The sequence below is a fragment of the Dyella thiooxydans genome (genome assembly GCF_001641285.1).
Classification (GTDB): Bacteria; Pseudomonadota; Gammaproteobacteria; order Xanthomonadales; family Rhodanobacteraceae; genus Dyella_A; species Dyella_A thiooxydans.
Genome location: NZ_CP014841.1, coordinates 3,065,392 through 3,082,601 on the forward strand (window position 1 = coordinate 3,065,392; position 17,210 = coordinate 3,082,601).

General features: G+C 69.5%; 16 protein-coding genes. 6 read left to right on the forward strand and 10 right to left on the reverse strand.

The features are described from left to right. The 8 genes from ATSB10_RS13880 to ATSB10_RS13915 form a co-directional block, all read right to left on the reverse strand. Positions 1-1,095: a copper resistance protein B gene (locus ATSB10_RS13880; RefSeq protein WP_236886427.1), complete on the reverse strand. Its 1,095-nt coding sequence runs from the start codon at positions 1,093-1,095 to the stop codon at positions 1-3. Then, complete coding sequence (locus ATSB10_RS13885; RefSeq protein ID WP_063673359.1) at positions 1,092-2,858, reverse strand: copper resistance system multicopper oxidase; 1,767 nt, start codon at positions 2,856-2,858, stop codon at positions 1,092-1,094. Before ATSB10_RS13885 ends, ATSB10_RS13880 begins: the two co-directional genes overlap by 4 nt. Positions 2,859-2,946: 88 nt before the next feature. Further along, entirely contained in the window at positions 2,947-3,330 is a 384-nt protein-coding gene (locus tag ATSB10_RS13890) for a hypothetical protein (RefSeq protein ID WP_063673360.1), read from the reverse strand. Positions 3,331-3,390: 60 nt separating this feature from the next. Continuing rightward, positions 3,391-3,714: a hypothetical protein gene (locus ATSB10_RS19740; RefSeq protein ID WP_063673361.1), complete on the reverse strand. Its 324-nt coding sequence runs from the start codon at positions 3,712-3,714 to the stop codon at positions 3,391-3,393. Between the two features lie 92 nt (positions 3,715-3,806). After that, on the reverse strand, positions 3,807-5,333 hold the full coding sequence (locus ATSB10_RS13900) for a DHA2 family efflux MFS transporter permease subunit (protein ID WP_063673362.1): 1,527 nt from the start codon (positions 5,331-5,333) through the stop codon (positions 3,807-3,809). Positions 5,334-5,430: 97 nt separating this feature from the next. Continuing rightward, a complete protein-coding gene (locus ATSB10_RS13905; RefSeq protein WP_063673363.1) occupies positions 5,431-6,627 on the reverse strand; it encodes an HlyD/EmrA/EmrK family protein in 1,197 nt (398 codons plus the stop codon). A gap of 8 nt (positions 6,628-6,635) precedes the next feature. Next, the gene (locus tag ATSB10_RS13910) at positions 6,636-8,105 is read right to left on the reverse strand and encodes an efflux transporter outer membrane subunit (protein WP_063673364.1); all 1,470 of its coding nucleotides are present in this window, start codon (positions 8,103-8,105) and stop codon (positions 6,636-6,638) included. Positions 8,106-8,137: 32 nt separating this feature from the next. After that, complete coding sequence (locus tag ATSB10_RS13915; RefSeq protein ID WP_063673365.1) at positions 8,138-8,605, reverse strand: MarR family winged helix-turn-helix transcriptional regulator; 468 nt, start codon at positions 8,603-8,605, stop codon at positions 8,138-8,140. Between the two features lie 321 nt (positions 8,606-8,926). On the opposite strand from ATSB10_RS13915, the gene ATSB10_RS13920 reads away from it, so the two are divergent. Genes ATSB10_RS13920 through ATSB10_RS13930 form a run of 3 tightly spaced genes read left to right on the forward strand, consistent with a single transcriptional unit; the run spans position 8,927 to position 11,076 of the window. Then, complete coding sequence (locus ATSB10_RS13920) at positions 8,927-9,799, forward strand: MBL fold metallo-hydrolase (protein ID WP_063674504.1); 873 nt, start codon at positions 8,927-8,929, stop codon at positions 9,797-9,799. 20 nt (positions 9,800-9,819) lie between these two features. Further along, on the forward strand, positions 9,820-10,245 hold the full coding sequence (locus ATSB10_RS13925) for a protein tyrosine phosphatase family protein (protein ID WP_063673366.1): 426 nt from the start codon (positions 9,820-9,822) through the stop codon (positions 10,243-10,245). Between the two features lie 51 nt (positions 10,246-10,296). Next, complete coding sequence (locus ATSB10_RS13930; protein ID WP_063673367.1) at positions 10,297-11,076, forward strand: sulfite exporter TauE/SafE family protein; 780 nt, start codon at positions 10,297-10,299, stop codon at positions 11,074-11,076. A gap of 29 nt (positions 11,077-11,105) precedes the next feature. Here ATSB10_RS13930 and ATSB10_RS13935 read toward each other — a convergent pair whose 3' ends face one another. Further along, the gene (locus tag ATSB10_RS13935) at positions 11,106-13,550 is read right to left on the reverse strand and encodes a S9 family peptidase (protein ID WP_063673368.1); all 2,445 of its coding nucleotides are present in this window, start codon (positions 13,548-13,550) and stop codon (positions 11,106-11,108) included. Between the two features lie 106 nt (positions 13,551-13,656). Continuing rightward, positions 13,657-14,613 carry a GlxA family transcriptional regulator gene (locus ATSB10_RS13940; RefSeq protein WP_063673369.1) on the reverse strand — a complete coding sequence of 319 codons (957 nt, stop codon included), beginning with the start codon at positions 14,611-14,613 and terminating at the stop codon, positions 13,657-13,659. A 111-nt stretch (positions 14,614-14,724) separates the two neighbouring features. Between ATSB10_RS13940 and ATSB10_RS13945 the strand changes: the two genes are divergently transcribed. The 3 genes from ATSB10_RS13945 (at position 14,725) to ATSB10_RS13955 (ending at position 17,201) form a co-directional block, all read left to right on the forward strand. Beyond that, complete coding sequence (locus tag ATSB10_RS13945) at positions 14,725-15,369, forward strand: cysteine hydrolase family protein (RefSeq protein WP_063673370.1); 645 nt, start codon at positions 14,725-14,727, stop codon at positions 15,367-15,369. 86 nt (positions 15,370-15,455) lie between these two features. Then, positions 15,456-16,124, forward strand: a complete 669-nt coding sequence (locus ATSB10_RS13950) for an alpha/beta hydrolase (RefSeq protein ID WP_063673371.1) — start codon at positions 15,456-15,458, stop codon at positions 16,122-16,124. 33 nt (positions 16,125-16,157) lie between these two features. After that, positions 16,158-17,201, forward strand: a complete 1,044-nt coding sequence (locus ATSB10_RS13955; protein WP_063673372.1) for a sensor histidine kinase — start codon at positions 16,158-16,160, stop codon at positions 17,199-17,201. The last annotated feature ends 9 nt before the right edge of the window (positions 17,202-17,210 follow it).

The following is a 17,210-nucleotide window of genomic DNA, read 5'->3' on the forward strand; positions in this document are numbered from 1 at the left end:
TCAGAACCAGAGGCGTACGCCGGCAACGAGCTGGCGATCGGTCACCGGGCTGCCGGCGGCACGAACGAGGTCGGCCGTGCGCCCCATGCGATGCACGAACTGCACGCCGACATACGGCGCGAACTCCCGCCGGATCTCGTAGCGCAGGCGCAACCCGAACTGCAGGTCGGACAGGCCGCGACCGATGCCGCGGCGCGGATCGTCGCGGCCGTACAGGTTGGCCTCCAGCTCCGGCTGCAGGATTAGCTGCTGGGTGAACAGCACCTCGTAGTCCGCCCGCAGTCGCGCCGCGGTGCGGCCGGAAGGACCGACGTAGGCGGTGGCCTCCACCTCGAACCAGTACGGCGCCAGGCCCTGCATACCGATGGCAAGCCAGTCGCGCCGCGGACCGTCGCCCAGGTCGTGGCGCGCGCCAAGCGTGGTATCCCAGTAGGCCGCGACGGCATGGCTCCACAGCGCCTCGACATCGCCTTCCGACACGCGGGAGCGGATGCGTTCGCCTTCGCTGCGCAGCAGCAGCTTGTCGTCATCGTTGCCGTACCAGCCGTGCAACTCCCAGCGCTGACCGTGCTCGTCGCGCCCGGCGAACGCCTCGAGCTGGTCGAACTGCAGCAGCGCGAAGCGGGCGCTCTCGCCCATGTCCATGCCCGGCAGGTGGCTGGGGGCGACACCGTCGGAGTAGTCCGGACTGCGGGCATCGGCCGGCGGCGGACCGCCCTGCATGCGGCCCATGGCCATGGGGCGTGCGGACGGCTGGGCAGCGTCGTCCTGGGCGGGCATCCCTGTCATGGTTCCCGGGTGCAGGCCGGGCTGCGTGTCGTGTGGCATCACGTGGGCGGCCGACGCTGCGTCGCCGTGCATCGGCATGGGCATCGGCATCGGCGCACCGCTGGCCGCACGGGCGGGCATCGCCATGTCGCCCATCGTGGACGCCGCCGGTGCGGGCGCGCTGACAGCCGGCGCGGGCATGTCCATGCCCGGCATGCCATCCATCCCGGCATGCTGGTGCTGGGCGGACGCCGGGAGGGCCAGCACGGCGAGGACGATCGCCAGGGCGGCGGCGCGAATCATTCGCGGGTTCGGACGGATGCTCACGACACCACCACCTCGCGGAACATGCCCGCCTCCATGTGGTAGAGCATGTGGCAGTGATAGGCCCAGTGCCCCGGCGCATCGGCGGTCACCGCGTAGCTCACGCGCTGCGCCGGCTGCACGTTGATGGTGTGCTTGCGCACCTGGAACGATCCGTCGGGATTCTCCAGCTCGCTCCACATGCCGTGCAGGTGGATCGGGTGGTTCATCATGGTGTCGTTCACCAGCACGATGCGCAGGCGCTCGCCCGCGCGGAAGTGGATCGGCGTGGCCTCGGCATACGGCACGCCGTCGAACGACCAGCGATAACGCTCCATGTTGCCGGTCAGGTGCAGCTCGATCTCGCGACCGGGCGGGCGGTGATCGAGCGGACCACCGACGGTGCGCAGGTCGGCGTAGGTGAGTACGCGGCGGCCGTTGTCGCGCAGGCCGATGCCGGGGTCGTCGAGGTTGTCGCGCGGCATGTCCACGCGCATGTCCACGCCGGGACCGTATTCGGTGCGCGCATGGCGGGCCATCGCCGGGCGCGCGTCCGATGGCCGGTCGGGCATCGCCATGCCGGGCATCGCATGGCCGGCATGCCCAACGTGACCCATCGCCATGGCGCCCATCATGTCGACCATCGTCAGCCGCGGGCGCGGATCCAGCGGGGGCACGGCGGCGACCATACCGGGCCGCGGCGCCAGCGTGCCGCAGGCATAGCCGCTGCGGTCGATGGCCTGGGCGAACAAGGTGTAGGCGCGGTCGTCGATCGGCTCCACGATCACGTCGTAGGTCTCGGCCACGCCGATGCGGAACTCGTCCACGTCCACCGGCTCGACGTCCTGGCCGTCGGCGGCGACCACGGTCATCCGCAGCCCCGGAATCCGCACGTCGAAGAAGGTCATCGACGAACCATTGATGAAGCGCAGCCGCAGCCTTTCGCCGGGTCGGAACAGCCCGGTCCAGTTGCCGGCCGGCGCAGTGCCGTTCATCAGGTAGGTGTAGGTCGCACCGCCGACGTCGCTGAGGTCGCTGGGGCTCATCCGCATCGCGTTCCACATCCGGCGGCTGGCCAGCGCCTGCTGCAGGCCGTGCGCGCGCACGTCGCGGAAAAACTCCGGCGCCGTCGGCTCGGCGTAGTTGAAGTAATCGCTGTGACGCTTGAGCGTGGCGTAGATGTGCTCGGGGTCGACATCGGTCCAGTCCGACAGCAGCACCACGTGCTCGCGGTCCGCCGGATGGCGCTCGCCATCGGCGGGCTCGATCACCAACGGCCCGTACAGCCCGGTCTGTTCCTGGAAGCGGCTGTGCGAGTGGTACCAGTAGGTGCCGGACTGCCTGACCGGGAAGCGGTAGGTGAAGGTCTCGCCCGGGGCGATGCCGGGAAAGCTCAGCCCCGGCACGCCATCCATCGCGGCCGGCACCAGGATGCCGTGCCAGTGGATGGAAGTCGGCACGGCCAGCCGGTTGGTCACGCGCAAGCTAACCTCGGTGCCCTCTCGCCAGCGCAGTATCGGCCCCGGCACGCCGCCGTTGATCGCGCTGGCCAGCCGGCGGCGGCCGGTGAAGTCGACCGGCTGCTCGCCGATGGTCAGCGCGAAGTCAGTGCCGGACAGTTCCGGTGGCGTGCCGGCGGCCGTTCCCGAGGGGCGGCTCCGGCCCGAAGCCTTCGGCACGCAGCCAAGCGCCACTGCGGCAGCGCCCAGGGCGCACCCCTGCACGAAACGGCGACGGGAGGGATCCGGCCGTTGCACGGCCGGCGGGAAGATGGAAAAGCGGTTCATCGGTCACTCCTCGCGCGACGCCAAGCGACGCGCAAACCAGGTAGCCCGCCGGGCACCTGGCCGGACGGGAGCGGTTCGTGGGGAGGACTCAGGCCATGGGGGGACGCAACGGCGGACGGCCGAAGCGGTGCGGCGCAGCGCCTGCCGGACTGCCGGCCGGGCCGGCCGGCGGCGGCAGGGCTGCCAGGATCCAACCCTCCGGCAGGATCGGCATGACGGCGGTGCAGGTGGCCGGGCAGGTGCAATGCGCAGCTGCCCCGGTGGCGCCGCAGCAGTCGGACGTGTCGGGATGGACGCCCATCTCCGACGAATGCGGCACGACCGCCGCCGCCTTCGCATCCATCCCGCCATGGATGGCGGGGTGGACGGCAGGAAGCGCAACCGCCGCCTGCAACGCGAGTGCGAGCCAGGCCAGCAGGCCCAGCGCCCACAGGCGCGGCGATCGACGGAGCAGGTGCGGTGCCAGCAACATGCGGGAAAGACTACGGGGAGCCGCCCGTCCGCTCAACGCTGGAGCTGGCTCCATGCCGGCTCAGGGCTGGGTGTACCCCAGGTGCAGGGTGATCTTGTCGCCCGGCTTCAGGTCCTTCATCGACGACGGGGGAAAATGCACCACCAGCGCCATGCCGAGCGAGTCGACCTTGACCAGGCCGGTGGCCGGATCCGCCGAAGTGACGGTGGCCGGCATGCGGTGCATGCCTTTCACGTACTGCGTGCCATGGAGGCGCTGCATGCGCATCGAACCCATCGGGGCGGAGCCGGCAGCGGCGGGCATGGGCGTGGTCTGCGCGCAGGCGGTCGCTGCGGCCAGGGCCAGGGCGACCAGTGAAGCGGCGAGCGTCATGGTGCGGATCATGGTGTTCTCCTCGAGCTTGGGGATCGGGACGAAACCGCGCCACGATAGCGCGCGCCGTGTTCAGTTCGCCTGAAGACGGCGCGCGCCCACGTTCAGTGTCCGCCCGAGGAGGGACCGGCCTTGGCCGCGAACGGCGGCTTGGCCAGCCAGATCACCGCCACCAGCGCGAGGAAGATCCACCCCAGCATGTGGAATACCTCGTTGAAGGCGATCTGGTAGCCCTGCTGGGTGATCATGCCGTTGATCATGCCGGCGGCCAGCTGGTCGTTGCCGCCGCCGAGCTGCTCGATCGCCCCGGTGGCCACCGGGTTGTACGGGTTGATCCGCTCGGCCAGCTGCGCGTGGTGCACCACGGCACGGTGCTCCCACATGAAGGTGGTGATCGAGGCGGCGAAGCTGCCGCCCAGCGTGCGCAGGAAGGTCGCCAGGCCGGAGCCGGCCGCGATCTCGTTCTGCTGCAGGTCCGACAGCAGGATCGACAGCACCGGCATGAAGAACAGCGCCACGCCCAGGCCCTGGATCAGCTGCACCAGCGCCACGTGGGTGAAGTCGATGCCGAGGTAGAAATCCGAACGCATGAAGCAGGTCACGCCCATCACCACGAACGCGGCCGAGGCCAGCAGGCGCAGGTCCATGCGATGCGCGTACTTGCCGACGATGAAGGTCAGCAGCACCGGGATCACGCCCAGCGGCGCGGTGGCGAAGCCTGCCCAGGTGGAGGTGTAGCCGAGGTTGCGCTGCAGCCACAGCGGCACCAGCAGGCCGATCGAGAAGAACGCGGCGTAGGCCAGCACCAGCGCCAGCGTGCCGGCGCTGAAGTTGCGGTGGCGGAACAGCTTGAGGTCGACGATCGGGTCCTTGTCGGTCAGCTCCCAGATCAGGAACACCGCCAGGGAAATGGCCGAGATGATGCTGGTGACGACGATGAAGGTGGAGTTGAACCAGTCCTCGTCATTGCCCTTGTCCAGCACCACCTGCAGCGCGCCGACGCCGATGATCAGAGTGATCAGGCCGACGTAGTCGATCTTCGGCCGCTCGGTCTTCTCCACCCGCTCGCGCATCTGCGCGGCGACCACCGTACTGGCGAAGATGCCGATCGGCACGTTGATGAAGAAGATCCACGGCCAGGAGTAATTGTCGGTGATCACGCCGCCCAGGATCGGGCCGGCGATCGGCGCCACCACCGTGACCATCGCCAGCAGCGCCAGCGCCATGCCGCGCTTGGCCGGCGGGTAGATCGAGATCAGCAGGCTCTGCGTGATCGGGTACATCGGACCGGCCACGGCACCCTGGATCGCGCGGAACAGGATCAGCATGCCCATGCTCTGCGACACGCCGCACAGGAACGAGGTGAGCGCGAACAGCAGGGTCGACCAGACGAACAGCTTCACCTCGCCGAAGCGACGGGTGAGGAAGCCGGTGAGCGGCAGCGAGATCGCCATGCTCACCGCGAACGAGGTGATCACCCAGGTGCTCTGGTTCGAACTCACGCCGAGGTTGCCGGCGATGGTCGGCAGCGACACGTTGGCGATGGTCGTGTCCAGCACCTGCATGAAGGTCGCCAGCGACAGGCCGATCGTGGTCAGCGCCAGGTTGGGTGGACGGAAGGCAGTGCTCATCGGACTCAATCAGTCAATGTTGTAGGAGCGCACCCTGTGCGCGAACGCTTTTGGTCACGTGACGGAAAACATCGCGCACGGGGTGCGCTCCTACGGATTATTTGGAGCGCGCCAGGTTGGCGTGGATGATGCGGGCGATCAGGTCGTCCGCCTGGGCCAGCTGCTTCTCGTACACGTCGGTGTTGAGGATCGGCGCGGCCGGCGCCTGCTGGGCCAGCATCGGACCCTTCTGGTCGTGCAGGCCCACTTCCACGTCGCTGGACAGGCCGATGCGCAACGGATGCGCGTCGAGCTGCTTTGGATCGGTGAACACCACGCGCACCGGCACGCGCTGCACGATCTTGATCCAGTTGCCGGTGGCGTTCTGCGCCGGCAGCAGGGAGAACGCGCTGCCGGTGCCCACGCCCAGGCTCTGCACTTTGCCCTTGTAGACCACGTCGTCGCCGTACAGGTCGGTGGTGATCTCCACCGGCTGGCCGATGCGCATGTGGGTGAGCTGGGTTTCCTTGAAGTTGGCGTCGATCCACACCTGGTGCAGCGGCACCACCGCCATCATCGGCGCACCCGGGGCGACGCGCTGGCCGAGCTGCACCGAGCGCTTGGCGACGTAGCCGTCGACCGGCGCCACGATGGTGGTGCGCAGGTCATCGAGATAGGCGGCACGCAGCTTGGCGGCAGCGGCCTGCACGTCGGGATGCGAGGCAACCACCGTGTCGTCGACCAGCACCTTGTTGGTCTGGTACAGCTGCTCGGCGTTGGTCAGCGCGCTCTCGGCGGCGGCCAGCGCATCGCGGGCGTGGGCCAGTTCCTCGGCCGAGATCGCGCCGGACTTGACGAGGTCCTTGCGGCGCGCGAAGTCGGCACGGGCCTTGTCGACCGCCACCTTGCGCGCGGCGACGTCGGCCTGGGCACCGGCCACGTTGTTGTACAGGCCGCGCACCTTGCGCACGGTGTTGGCGAGATTGGCCTTCGCTTCGGCCAGTGCGACCTCGGCGTTGCTCTTGTCGAGCTTCACCAGTACGTCGCCGGCGTGCACCAGGTCGCCGTCGTCGGCGCCGATGGTGACCACCGTGCCGGGAATCTGCGGCGTGATCTGCACGATGTTGCCGTTGACGTAGGCGTCATCGGTCGCTTCGTACCAGCGGCCATCGACGAAGTACCACACGGTCCAGCCGATGCCGGCCAGGACGATGACGACGAGCAGCAGGCGCAGGAACAGGCCGCGGCGGTTGTTGGCCGGCTTGGCCGGCGTGGCGGCCTGGGTGTCGGCCGTCGGAGTGTTGGGGCTGGACATGGTCGGCCTCAGGAATGATCGGAGGGGGAAACGGGGGAGGGAGAAGCGGTGGGCGGCACGGCACTCGCGTCGCGGGGCTGATAGCCACCGCCGAGCGCGGCGAGCAGCTGCACCGAGGTATCGACCTGCTGCGCCTTCAGCGCGGCCATGCCCTGCTCGGCCTGGAGCAGCTGCTGGCGTACCGACAGCGCCTCCAGATAGCTGCCGACACCGGCCTTGTAGCGCTGCTCGGCCAGCTGCCAGGCGTCGCGGGCGGCATCGAGGGCGCGCTGCTGGGCATCGATCTGGGTGCGCAGCGAGTCGAGCGCGGACAGGTCGTCCGCCACCTCGTTCACCGCGCCCACCAGGGTCTGGTTGTACTGCGCCACCGCCATGTCATAGGCGGCATCCTGGCGATCGAGATTGGCGCGCAGGCGGCCGCCGTCGAAGATCGGCAGGCTCAGCGACGGTCCGAACTGGTAAAACCGCGCCGGCAGCTCGAACAGGTTGTGACCGCCGGTGGCCAACAAGCCGGCCATCGCGCCGATGCTGACGTTCGGCAGGAACTCGGTCTTGGCCGCCTTGATCTGCTTCTGCGCCGCCTCGACCCGCCAGCGCGCCGCGACCAGGTCGGGGCGGTGGCCGATCAGGTTGGCCGGCAGGTTTGCCGGCACCGCCACGGCGGCGGGCTGCAGCACGGCCGGGCGGTCGATCGACAGGCCGCGGTCCGGCCCCTTGCCGAGCAGCACGGACAACGCCGAGCGGGCCGCATCCACCGCACGGTCGGCCACCGCCTGCTGGCGCTGGGCCTGGGCCACCTCGGCATCACCCTGCTTGAGCTGGAGCTGGCTGTCGATGCCGGCGGCGACCCGCTGCGCGGTCAGCTTGCGGGCTTCGCTGGCGCGCTGGTACTCGGCGTCGGCGACGTCCTTCTGGGCGAAGGCGTAGCCGAGCCGCGCGTAGGCGCGGGCGACGTTAGCGGACAATTCGATGCGCGCGGCGCGCGACTCGACGTCGGCGGCCCTGGCTGCGCCGACGGCCGCCTCCCAGGCGGCTTTCTTGCCGCCCCACAGGTCCAGCCCCCAGTTGAAACTGGCGTAGCCATACTCGGCCTTGAGGAAATGGCCGCCGATGGGGACCGACGCCGGCAGGCGCGCGCCGGATATCGCCGCGCCCGCATTCACGCTCGGACCGCGCGCGGCGTTGGCATCCACCACCGCCGTCTGCGCCTCACGGGCACGGGCATCGGCGACGGCCAGGCCAGGGTTGTCGCGCAGCGCCTCGGCGATCAGCGCGTCGAGCTGCGGATCGCCCAGCGAGGTCCACCAGTCCTGGCTCGGCCAGGTGGCCTCGGCGGCGTGCGTGCGCGCCAGGCTCTGGCCGGTGGCCAGCGAGGACGGGTCGGTCAGCGTGCCGTTCGGATGCAGGCCGCCGCTGGTGGCACAGGCGGCCAGCAACAGCGAAAACCCGATACCGGCCGCGAGGTGGTGCAGGCGCATGATCGTGATCTCTGGGGAGAGGGTGTGGGGGGTCAGGATTTGTCGCGGAGCGCGTGCAGCACGCGCTCCAGGTAGTCGTGGAGCTGTTCGCGCTCGATGGCGCTCAGCGAACGTTGCGCCGCCTCCAGCACGCGGTCGTTGCACGGAGTCATCTGTTGCCACAGCGCATCGCCGGCCGCCGTGAGCTCGATGCGCAGCGCGCGGCGGTCCTGCTCGTGCGGTGTACGGCGCAGCAGGCCCTTGGCCTCGAGCTGGTCGAGCTGGCGGGTCATCGCACCACCGTCCAGCTCGACCGCACGGGCCAGCTCACTGGCGCTCATCGGACCGAGCCTGGCCAACTTCTTGAGAATCAGGAACTGGGTGAAGCGCAGGCCGATCTGCTGCGCAGCCAGCTCCGATTCCATCGCACGGACGATCTCGGTGCGGACCAGGCCCAGCAACACGCCCAGGCTCTCAGCGGGGCCCTTGGCGATCGAACAGGAGTGCGCGGCGGTATTCATAGCCGCGCATTCTATTGCCTCGAGTTTATTTGTCAAGGCAAATATCTATATCGCAGTCTTTGAGAAGGCAAAATTTCGAGGATCCAGTTTCACCAGAGTGGTGACGCCCCGGTGCGGCCCCGGCGCAGCCTGCGTTACCGGACCGCCATCGCCAGCGGCTTTCCCGACGCTTCTGTCGCGCTGCCGGGTGTGGCGACCGGCGGGCCATCGCCGCCATCCTTGAATATTCGAATCTGCTAATATAAGGTTTCAGCGGAGGCGCCGGCCGCTTCGGACGGATTGCCCACCCCGCTTGACCCGATGCCGGTCCAGGAGCAGGAAATGGCCTCGCAGCGACCCGATGTGAAAGCGTTCTTCGACGAACCGTCCAACACCTTCAGTTACGTGGTGTCCGATCCGGCCACGCGGCGTGCCGCGGTGATCGACAGCGTGCTCGACTACGACGCCGCGTCGGGGCGCACCCGGCACGATTCGGCCGACGCCATCGTCGCCTGGGTCCGCGAGCACGACCTGACCGTGGACTGGGTGATCGATACCCACGTGCATGCCGACCACCTCTCTGCCGCGCCGTACATCCAGCAGCAGCTGGGCGGCAAGCTCGGCATTGGCGCGCACATCCGCACGGTGCAGGAGACTTTCGGCAAGCTGTTCAACGCAGGCACCGGGTTCGCCCGCGACGGCAGCCAGTTCGACCACCTGTTCGTCGACGGCGAGGCCTACAAGGTCGGCGGGATCGAGGCGCTGGCGATCCACACCCCGGGGCATACACCCGCCTGCATGACCCACGTGATCGGCGACGCGGCCTTCGTCGGCGATACCCTGTTCATGCCCGACTACGGCACGGCGCGCTGTGACTTCCCGGGCGGCGATGCCGCGACGCTGTACCGCTCGATCCGCAGGATCTTCGCGCTGCCGGATGCCACGCGCATCTTCCTCTGCCACGACTACAAGGCGCCGGGCCGCGACACCTACGCCTGTGAGACCACCGTGGGCGCGGAAAAGCGACACAACCTGCACGTGCACGAAGGCATCGGCGAAGCCGAGTTCGTCGCCATGCGCACCGCGCGCGACGCCACGCTGGCGATGCCGAAGCTGATCCTGCCCGCGGTGCAGATCAACATGCGCGCCGGGCACAAGCCGCCGCCGGAAGCCAACGGCGTCAGCTACCTGAAGATTCCCCTCGATGCGCTCTGACGCGCCGGAGTAGACGCACCATGGATATCCGCCCGCTGACCGACACGCTCAGCGTGTCCCCGCAGATCACCCCGTCCGACCTGGCCAAACTGGCCGCCCAGGGTTTCCGCACGGTGATCAACAACCGCCCCGACGGCGAGGAACCCGGCCAACCCGCGTCGGCTGCGATGGCCCAGGCCGCCGCGGCCGCCGGCCTGGAGTACCGCTACATCCCGGTGGTGCCGGGCCAACTGCCCGACGCGCTGGTCGATGGCTTCGCCGACGCACTGGCCGGCCTGCCCGGCCCGACCCTGGCGTACTGCCGCACCGGCACCCGCTCGACCACCCTGTGGGCGCTGCAGGCCGCACGCCAGCAGCCGGCCGACGCCGTGCTGGCGCGCGCGCGCGGCGCCGGCTACGACCTGTCGGCGCTGGCGCCGCGGCTGGCCGTCATGCGTGGCGCATGAGCAGGCTTGGATCGACAGGCAAGCACGGGAACCGACAGCGAGGCCGTACCGATGCTCCAGCCTGATCTGATCCAGACCCTGGTGGCGATCGCCTGCGGTTCGGCCGTGGGCTTTTCGCTGGCGCTGATCGGCGGCGGCGGCTCAATCCTCGCCGTGCCGCTGCTGCTCTACGTGGTCGGCGTACACGATCCGCATCTGGCGATCGGCACCAGTGCGCTGGCGGTGGCGGTGAACGCGTTCGCCAACCTGATCCCGCACGCACGCGCCGGCCACGTGCGCTGGAAGGCCGCCTTCATCTTCGCCGCCACCGGCGTGGTCGGCGCCTTCATCGGCTCGACCATCGGCAAGGCGGTGAACGGCCAGCGCCTGCTGGTGCTGTTCGCGCTGCTGATGATCGTGGTCGCCGTGCTGATGCTGCGCGGCCGGCGCAGCGGCGGCCCGGACCGCTACCCGCTGTCGCACGCCAACCCGCGTCTGGCCGGGGTCGGCCTGGGCGCGGGCGCGCTGTCGGGCTTCTTCGGCATCGGCGGCGGCTTCCTGATCGTGCCGGGGCTGATGCTGGCCAGCGGCATGGAGATCATCCACGCCATCGGCACCTCGCTGTTCGCGGTCGGTTCGTTCGGTCTCACCGCGGCGGTGAACTACGCCCGCTCCGGCCTGATCGACTGGCCGGTCGCCGGCGCCTTCATCGGCGGCGGCGTGGTCGGCGGCTGGCTCGGCGCGCTGGGTGCGAAGCGCCTGGCCAAGACCCGCGGCGCGCTCAACATCGTGTTCGCCGGGGTGATCATCGCCGTCGCCATCTACATGCTGGTGCGCTCGCTGCGCGGCTAGGCCCTCCCTGGCCCAGCCGCGCCGGGCCGTCACGGCGTCGCCGGGCGGTGCTTCACCCAGGTGGTGAACAGCTCGTCGATGCGGCGGTACTCGTCGTACCAAGAGTCCGGATGCACGAAGCCGTGCCGTTCCAGCGGATAGAGCGAGATCCAGAAGTTCTTCTTGTGCAGCTCGATCAGGCGCTGGTACAGGCGGATCGAGTCGGCGGTCATCACGTTGTCGTCGATCAGGCCGTGCTCGATCAGCAGCGGGTCCTTCAGGTCCGCCGCGTACTCGATCGGCGAGCTGACCTTGTACGCCTCGGGGTCGATCTGCGGATCGTTGAGGATGTTCGAGGTGTACTCGGCGTTGTAGGTGACCCAGTCCGACGGCGGACGCAGCGCCGCGCCCGCGGCGAACTCGCCCGGCGCGCGCAGCAGCGCCATCTCGGTCATGAAGCCGCCGTAGCTGCCGCCATAGATGCCCACGCGCTTCGGATCGACGCCGTGCTGCTTCACCAGCCAGGCCTTGCCGTCGAGCAGGTCCTCCAGCTCCGGATGGCCCATGTGCTGGTAGATCGCGGTACGCCAGGCGCGGCCGTAGCCCTCCGAGGCGCGGTAGTCCATGTCCAGCACCACGTAGCCCTGCTGCACCAGCAGGTTGTGGAACATCTGCTCGCGGAAGTAGTAGGTCGAGCCCAGCGTCACGTCCTGGGTGTAGCCGGCGCCGTGCACGAAGATCACCGCCGGGCGCGAGGCCGGCGCGTCGGTCTCGTGGGCCGGACCGTAGTACTTGGCGTAGATCACCCCGGCACCGTGCGAGGAGGGCACCTGGACGATCTTTGGCGCGATCCAGTCGTGCGCCGTGTAGGCCGGCTTCATGGTGTCGGTCAGCTCGCGCGGCGTGCCGCCGGCGGCCGGCAGCACCGCCAGCTGGTCGAACACGTAGGGCGCGGAATGCAGCACGGCGAGCTGCTTGTCGTCCGGCGACAGCGCGAATCCATCCATACCCTGGTACTGCGTGATACGGGTGAGTTCACCGCCCTTCGCGGGCACGCGATAGACGTCGTAGCTGTAGGGCGCCACGCGGTTGGAGCGCACGTAGAACCAGCGGCCGTCCTCGCTCAGCTGCGGATGGCTGATCTCGAACCTGCCCGCGGTGAGCTGCTTCGCCTTGCCGTCCAGCAGCTTGACGTAGAGCTGCGACCAGCCGGTCTGCTCGCTCAGGTACCACAGCGTGCGGTTGTCCTTCAGCCAGCCGAAATCGTTGAAGTTCCAGTTAATCCAGGCGTCGTCGTGCAGGCGCTGCTGGTTCACCAGGGCGTGTCTGGTGAAATCGACGCTGGCGATCCAGCGGTCCTTGTTGTCGATCGCGCGCAGCTGGATCGCGAGCTGCGAACCGTCGTCGCTCCATACGATGCCGCCGCCGGAACCGTCGTCATCGCCGGAGATGATGTGCACCGGGCGCACCTTCGGCGCCTTCAGCGCTTCTGCGCCGGCCGTGTCGCCGGCCTTTTCGCGGGCGGCGATCGCCTTGGCGCGCAGCGCCTTGAGCGGATCGTCCTTGATGCCGGGCAGGACCGCGGTATCGAGGTTGTAGGTGGCGTGCTTCGACAGGTCGAGCAGAAGCAGCGACTGCGCGATCGGATCGTTGCGGCCGACGTAGGTGCGCGCATCCTGGGTCTCGGTGTAGCCGGAGTCGGTGACGTAGTGGATCACCTTCGGCGCCTCGCCCTTGGGCGCGTCCTTCGGCTCGGTCACCACCAGCATCCAGCGGCCATCCGGCGACAATTCGGTGTCCACCGCGGTGATCTTGTCGCCCAGCCAGAACGGTTCCGGCGCGCGGCCGGGATCAACCGCCTCCAGCGTCTTCTGGCGCGCGCGCACGGCGTCCTTGTCGGCCTTGATCTGGCGCAGCGTGCTGAACAAGTCGAGCTGGTGCTCACGCAGCGTATTGGGCTTCTCCGCGTGGGGGTCGTCGGCGAACTTCAGCACCGCGGCCGGGCCGCTGACGCCGCTGGCCAGGTCGTAGCTGTACCAGTCGTTGCCCTGGCGGTACTGCAGCGCGCGACCATCGGCGGAGAACTGCGGCGCGGACTCGTCTTCCGGCGTGCGGGTGACCTGGGTGCGGCGGCCGCTGGCCAGGTCGACCACGAACACGTCGCCGTGGCGGATGAACGCCGCGTGCGTATGGCTGCGGTCGTACACCGCCGGGCCATCGGCCTGCGCGACGGCGGCCGGATCCAGCTTCTCGCTGCGACCGGTGGCCGGATCGACGCGGTACAGGTCGCGCACCGGGCTGCCGTCGCGCTGCACCTGGTAGTACAGCGAGCGGCCGTCGACGCTCCAGTACGGCGACTCGACCGGATGACCGATCCAGTCCGGGTTGGCCATGATGGTTTCCATGTCCAGCCGCGCAGGCGGGGCAGCAGGGGTGGCGGCATGGGCGGGCAGCACGAGCAGGGCGACGAGGCCCGCGAGCACGGTTCGGTGCATGGGTGGCTCCACGGTGGCAATTCTCTGAGCGTACCCAGCCGCGACACGCCGTGCCTACCGCCCAAGGTCATGGTCGGCACACGCAAGGAATTTCGTATGCGGCCCGTCAGCGGCCGCGGAATTCGCGTCGGTAGGCCGAGGGCGTGGTGTCGAATGCCGTGGCGAAGTGCTGTCGCATCGACAGCGGCGTGCCGAAGCCCGCGCGCTCGGCGATGCGCTCCACCGGCTGGTCGGAGGTCTCCAGCAGGCGCTGGGCCAGCGCCAGTCGCTGACCCAGCAACCACTGGCTCACGGTGGTACCGGTGTGGCGACGGAAATGACGGGTAAAGCTGCGCCGGCTCATCGCCGCGCGGGCGGCAAGCGTATCCAGGCTGTGTGGCTGGTCCAGGTGGCCGGTTGCCCAGTCCAGTGCGCGCTGCAACGGTCCGGGCTCCACGCGCGCGGGCACGGGCTGTTCGATGTACTGCGCCTGGCCTCCCTGGCGGTGCGGCGGCACCACCATCCGGCGCGCAATGCGGGCCGCGACCTCGACGCCGTACAGGCGCCGCACCACATGCAGGCAGCAGTCGATGCCGGCAGCGGTACCGGCCGAGGTCACCACCGGGCCCGCGTCCACGTAAAGCACATCCGGTTCCAGCGTGACCTGCGGAAAGCGCTGCGCGAACAGCCCGGCACCGACCCAGTGCGTGGCGGCACGGCGCCCGTCCAGCAATCCGGCGTCGGCGAGCACGAACGCGCCCAGACACAGGCCGACCACCAGCGCCCCGCGCCGGTGCGCGGAACGCAACGCGCGCAGCAGCAGCAGCGGCGCTGCCTGCGCCGGATCTCGCCAGGACGGCACCACCACGATGTCGGCCCGCGCCAGCGCACCCAGCCCGTGGCGCACCGCGATGCCGAAGCCGGCCTCGCTGCGCAGCTCGCCGGGTTCGATCGCGCAGACCTGCACCTCGAACAGCGGCCCGCCGCCGGCCGGCGTACCGAACACCGCGCACGGCACCGCGAGATGGAACGCGCCGATGCCATCGAACGCCACGACGGCGACGCGCCTCTTCCTATCGGCCATGGCTGCCCTCCCCGGCTTGGCCCGATTTTAACTAAATATGGCATTCGGGCCACTCTCCGGTGCCGGCACCCGGACCGAACATGGGCCACCCTCAAACTTTGGAGAGACGCCATGAACACTGGACCGACCACGCCGCACCGGGCCCTCGTCGTCGTCGACGTGCAGAACGAATACGTCACCGGCCACCTGCGCATCGAGTACCCGCCAGTGGAGACTTCGCTGGCCCGGATCGGCGAGGCCATGGATGCCGCGGCGGCCGCCGGCATCCCGGTCGTGGTGGTGCAGCAGATGGCGCCCGCCGATGCCCCGCTGTTTGCCGAAGGCTCGCACGGCTGGCAGTTGCACCCGGCCGTGGCCGGTCGGCCGCATGACCACCTCGTCCGCAAGCAACTGCCCAGCGCCTTCGCCGGCACCGACCTCGGCGAATGGCTGCGCCAACGGCGCATCGACACGCTGGTGGTGGCCGGCTACATGACCCACAACTGCAACGACACGACCATCAAGCACGCGTTCGATACAGGACTGCAGGTGGAATTCCTGATGGATGCCTCCGGCAGCGTGCCTTACGCCAATCGTGCCGGCGCAGCCAGCGCGGAGGAGATCCATCGGGTGTTCGCGGTGGTGGAACAGTCGCGCTACGCAGCGGTACTCACCACCGCCGAATGGATCGCCTGCCTGCGTGACGGGCGCCTGCCCGAGCGCGACACCATCCACGACTCGCACCAGCGAGCGCTGGCCGCCCGCCAGGCCGCTTGAGGCAAGCGCCGGCACGACGTCGGCTGGCACGCCACGGCGGCATCGGAGAGACTGGGCAGCCTGCCCCGTCTCCCCGAGAACCACGCATGAACCTGCTGCCCACCGTCGAACGCGAAACCGGGGTCGACCCGACCCACAGCGTGATCTGGCTGCATGGCCTGGGCGCGGACGGCAACGACTTCGCGCCGATCGTGCCGGAGCTGGTGTCGCCGCGGTGGCCGGCGCTGCGCTTCGTGTTCCCGCACGCGCCGGTGCGGCCGGTGACGATCAACGGCGGCATGCCGATGCGCGCCTGGTACGACATCCTCGGCTTCGACCTGATGAGCCGGCAGGATGCGACCGGCATGCGTGCTTCGATCGACGCGGTGGAAGCGCTGGTCGCCCGCGAGCACGAGCGCGGCGTGCCCAGCGAGCGCATCGTGCTGGCCGGCTTCTCGCAGGGCGGCGCGATCGCGCTGGCGGCGGGTCTGCGCCATGCGCAGCGACTGGCCGGCATCGTCGCGCTTTCCACCTATCTGCCGCTGGCCGACACGCTGGCCGCCGAGCGTAGTCCGGCGAACGCGCAGGTGCCGATCTTCTGGGGCCACGGCACGATGGATCCGGTCGTCGCCCTGCAGCGTGGCCTCGATTCGCGCGCCGCGCTGGAGGCGCTGGGCTACGCGGTCGACTGGCACACCTATCCGATGCCGCACTCGGTCTGCGCCGAGGAAATCGCCGACCTGCGCCGCTGGTTCGACGCGCGACTGGCCGGCTGATCGCCACCCCGGCCGTACGGCATACTGCGACCGATGCCGCCCGCGACCGCACCCCGCCCCGCCAGCCCGCTGCCGGATTTCTGCGGCCTGCCGGCGCTGTTCGCGATCCTGCTGGTCGGCGCGCTGGCGGTTACCGTGATGTGGCTGGCACCGGATACGCGCTTCAGCTGGCGGGGCTACAGCGTCGCCATGGCGTTCGTCGCCTGGCTGGCGATGCTCGAGACGCTGGCGCTGTGCAAGGCCAGACCCCGGCTGGAACGCCTTTCGGGCTGGATGCCGTATGCCGGCGTCTGGCTGGTGATCGTACTGGTGGTAATCGCCGCCAGCCTGGCGGGCCGCTGGCTGGACCGGGTGCTGGGTCTGGCTCTGGTCGACGGTGGCTATCTGCGCTTCGCCCGCGCCAACGTGCTGGTAGCCGCCCTGCTCGCCGCAGCGATGCTCCGCTATTTCTACGTGCTGGGGCAGTGGCAGCTGCGACTGGCTGCGGCCGCCCAGGCACAGGTCGCCGCGTTGCAGGCGCGCATCCGCCCGCACTTCCTGTTCAACAGCATGAACACCGTGGCCGCCCTGGTGCGGGTGGATCCGGACGCGGCCGAGCGCACCATTGAGGACCTGTCCGAACTGTTCCGCGCGGCGTTGGGAGAGCAGGGGGGCGGCGACGACACGCTGGCCGAGGAATGGGCGCTGGTGGATCGCTACCTGGCGATCGAGCAGCTGCGGCTCGGCGAGCGCCTGCACGTGCATCGCGAACTGGACACGCTCCCGGCGGACTTCCCGCTGCCACGCCTGCTGCTGCAGCCCCTGGTGGAGAACGCCGTGCGGCACGGCATCCAGCCGCTGCGCGAGGGGGGCGAGATCCGGCTGGAAGGGCACGTCGACCAGGGCATGCTGGTGATCGAGATCAGTAACCCGCTGCCTCCCGCCCCCACGCCACGGGGCAACGGACAGGGCCTCGACAACGTGCGCCAGCGGGTTGCCTATCGCTACGGCGCGCGCGCGCGGGTGGAGGCCGGACCGGTCGACGACCGCTTCCTGGTGCGACTGCGCCTGCCGACGTCCGGTGGACGCGATGGCTGAGCACGACCC

Excerpts from the sequence above, each read along its gene's own strand:
- ATSB10_RS13930 (WP_063673367.1), top strand. The coding sequence starts at position 10,297 with ATGCTCCAGCCTGATCTGATCCAGACCCTGGTGGCGATCGCCTGCGGT.
- ATSB10_RS13885 (WP_063673359.1), bottom strand. The coding sequence starts at position 2,858 with ATGAACCGCTTTTCCATCTTCCCGCCGGCCGTGCAACGGCCGGATCCC.
- ATSB10_RS13915 (WP_063673365.1), bottom strand. The coding sequence starts at position 8,605 with ATGAATACCGCCGCGCACTCCTGTTCGATCGCCAAGGGCCCCGCTGAG.
- ATSB10_RS13955 (WP_063673372.1), top strand. The coding sequence starts at position 16,158 with ATGCCGCCCGCGACCGCACCCCGCCCCGCCAGCCCGCTGCCGGATTTC.
- ATSB10_RS13900 (WP_063673362.1), bottom strand. The coding sequence starts at position 5,333 with ATGAGCACTGCCTTCCGTCCACCCAACCTGGCGCTGACCACGATCGGC.
- ATSB10_RS13935 (WP_063673368.1), bottom strand. The coding sequence starts at position 13,550 with ATGCACCGAACCGTGCTCGCGGGCCTCGTCGCCCTGCTCGTGCTGCCC.
- ATSB10_RS13940 (WP_063673369.1), bottom strand. The coding sequence starts at position 14,613 with ATGGCCGATAGGAAGAGGCGCGTCGCCGTCGTGGCGTTCGATGGCATC.
- ATSB10_RS19740 (WP_063673361.1), bottom strand. The coding sequence starts at position 3,714 with ATGATCCGCACCATGACGCTCGCCGCTTCACTGGTCGCCCTGGCCCTG.
- ATSB10_RS13925 (WP_063673366.1), top strand. The coding sequence starts at position 9,820 with ATGGATATCCGCCCGCTGACCGACACGCTCAGCGTGTCCCCGCAGATC.
- ATSB10_RS13950 (WP_063673371.1), top strand. The coding sequence starts at position 15,456 with ATGAACCTGCTGCCCACCGTCGAACGCGAAACCGGGGTCGACCCGACC.
- ATSB10_RS13910 (WP_063673364.1), bottom strand. The coding sequence starts at position 8,105 with ATGCGCCTGCACCACCTCGCGGCCGGTATCGGGTTTTCGCTGTTGCTG.
- ATSB10_RS13920 (WP_063674504.1), top strand. The coding sequence starts at position 8,927 with ATGGCCTCGCAGCGACCCGATGTGAAAGCGTTCTTCGACGAACCGTCC.
- ATSB10_RS13945 (WP_063673370.1), top strand. The coding sequence starts at position 14,725 with ATGAACACTGGACCGACCACGCCGCACCGGGCCCTCGTCGTCGTCGAC.
- ATSB10_RS13890 (WP_063673360.1), bottom strand. The coding sequence starts at position 3,330 with ATGTTGCTGGCACCGCACCTGCTCCGTCGATCGCCGCGCCTGTGGGCG.
- ATSB10_RS13905 (WP_063673363.1), bottom strand. The coding sequence starts at position 6,627 with ATGTCCAGCCCCAACACTCCGACGGCCGACACCCAGGCCGCCACGCCG.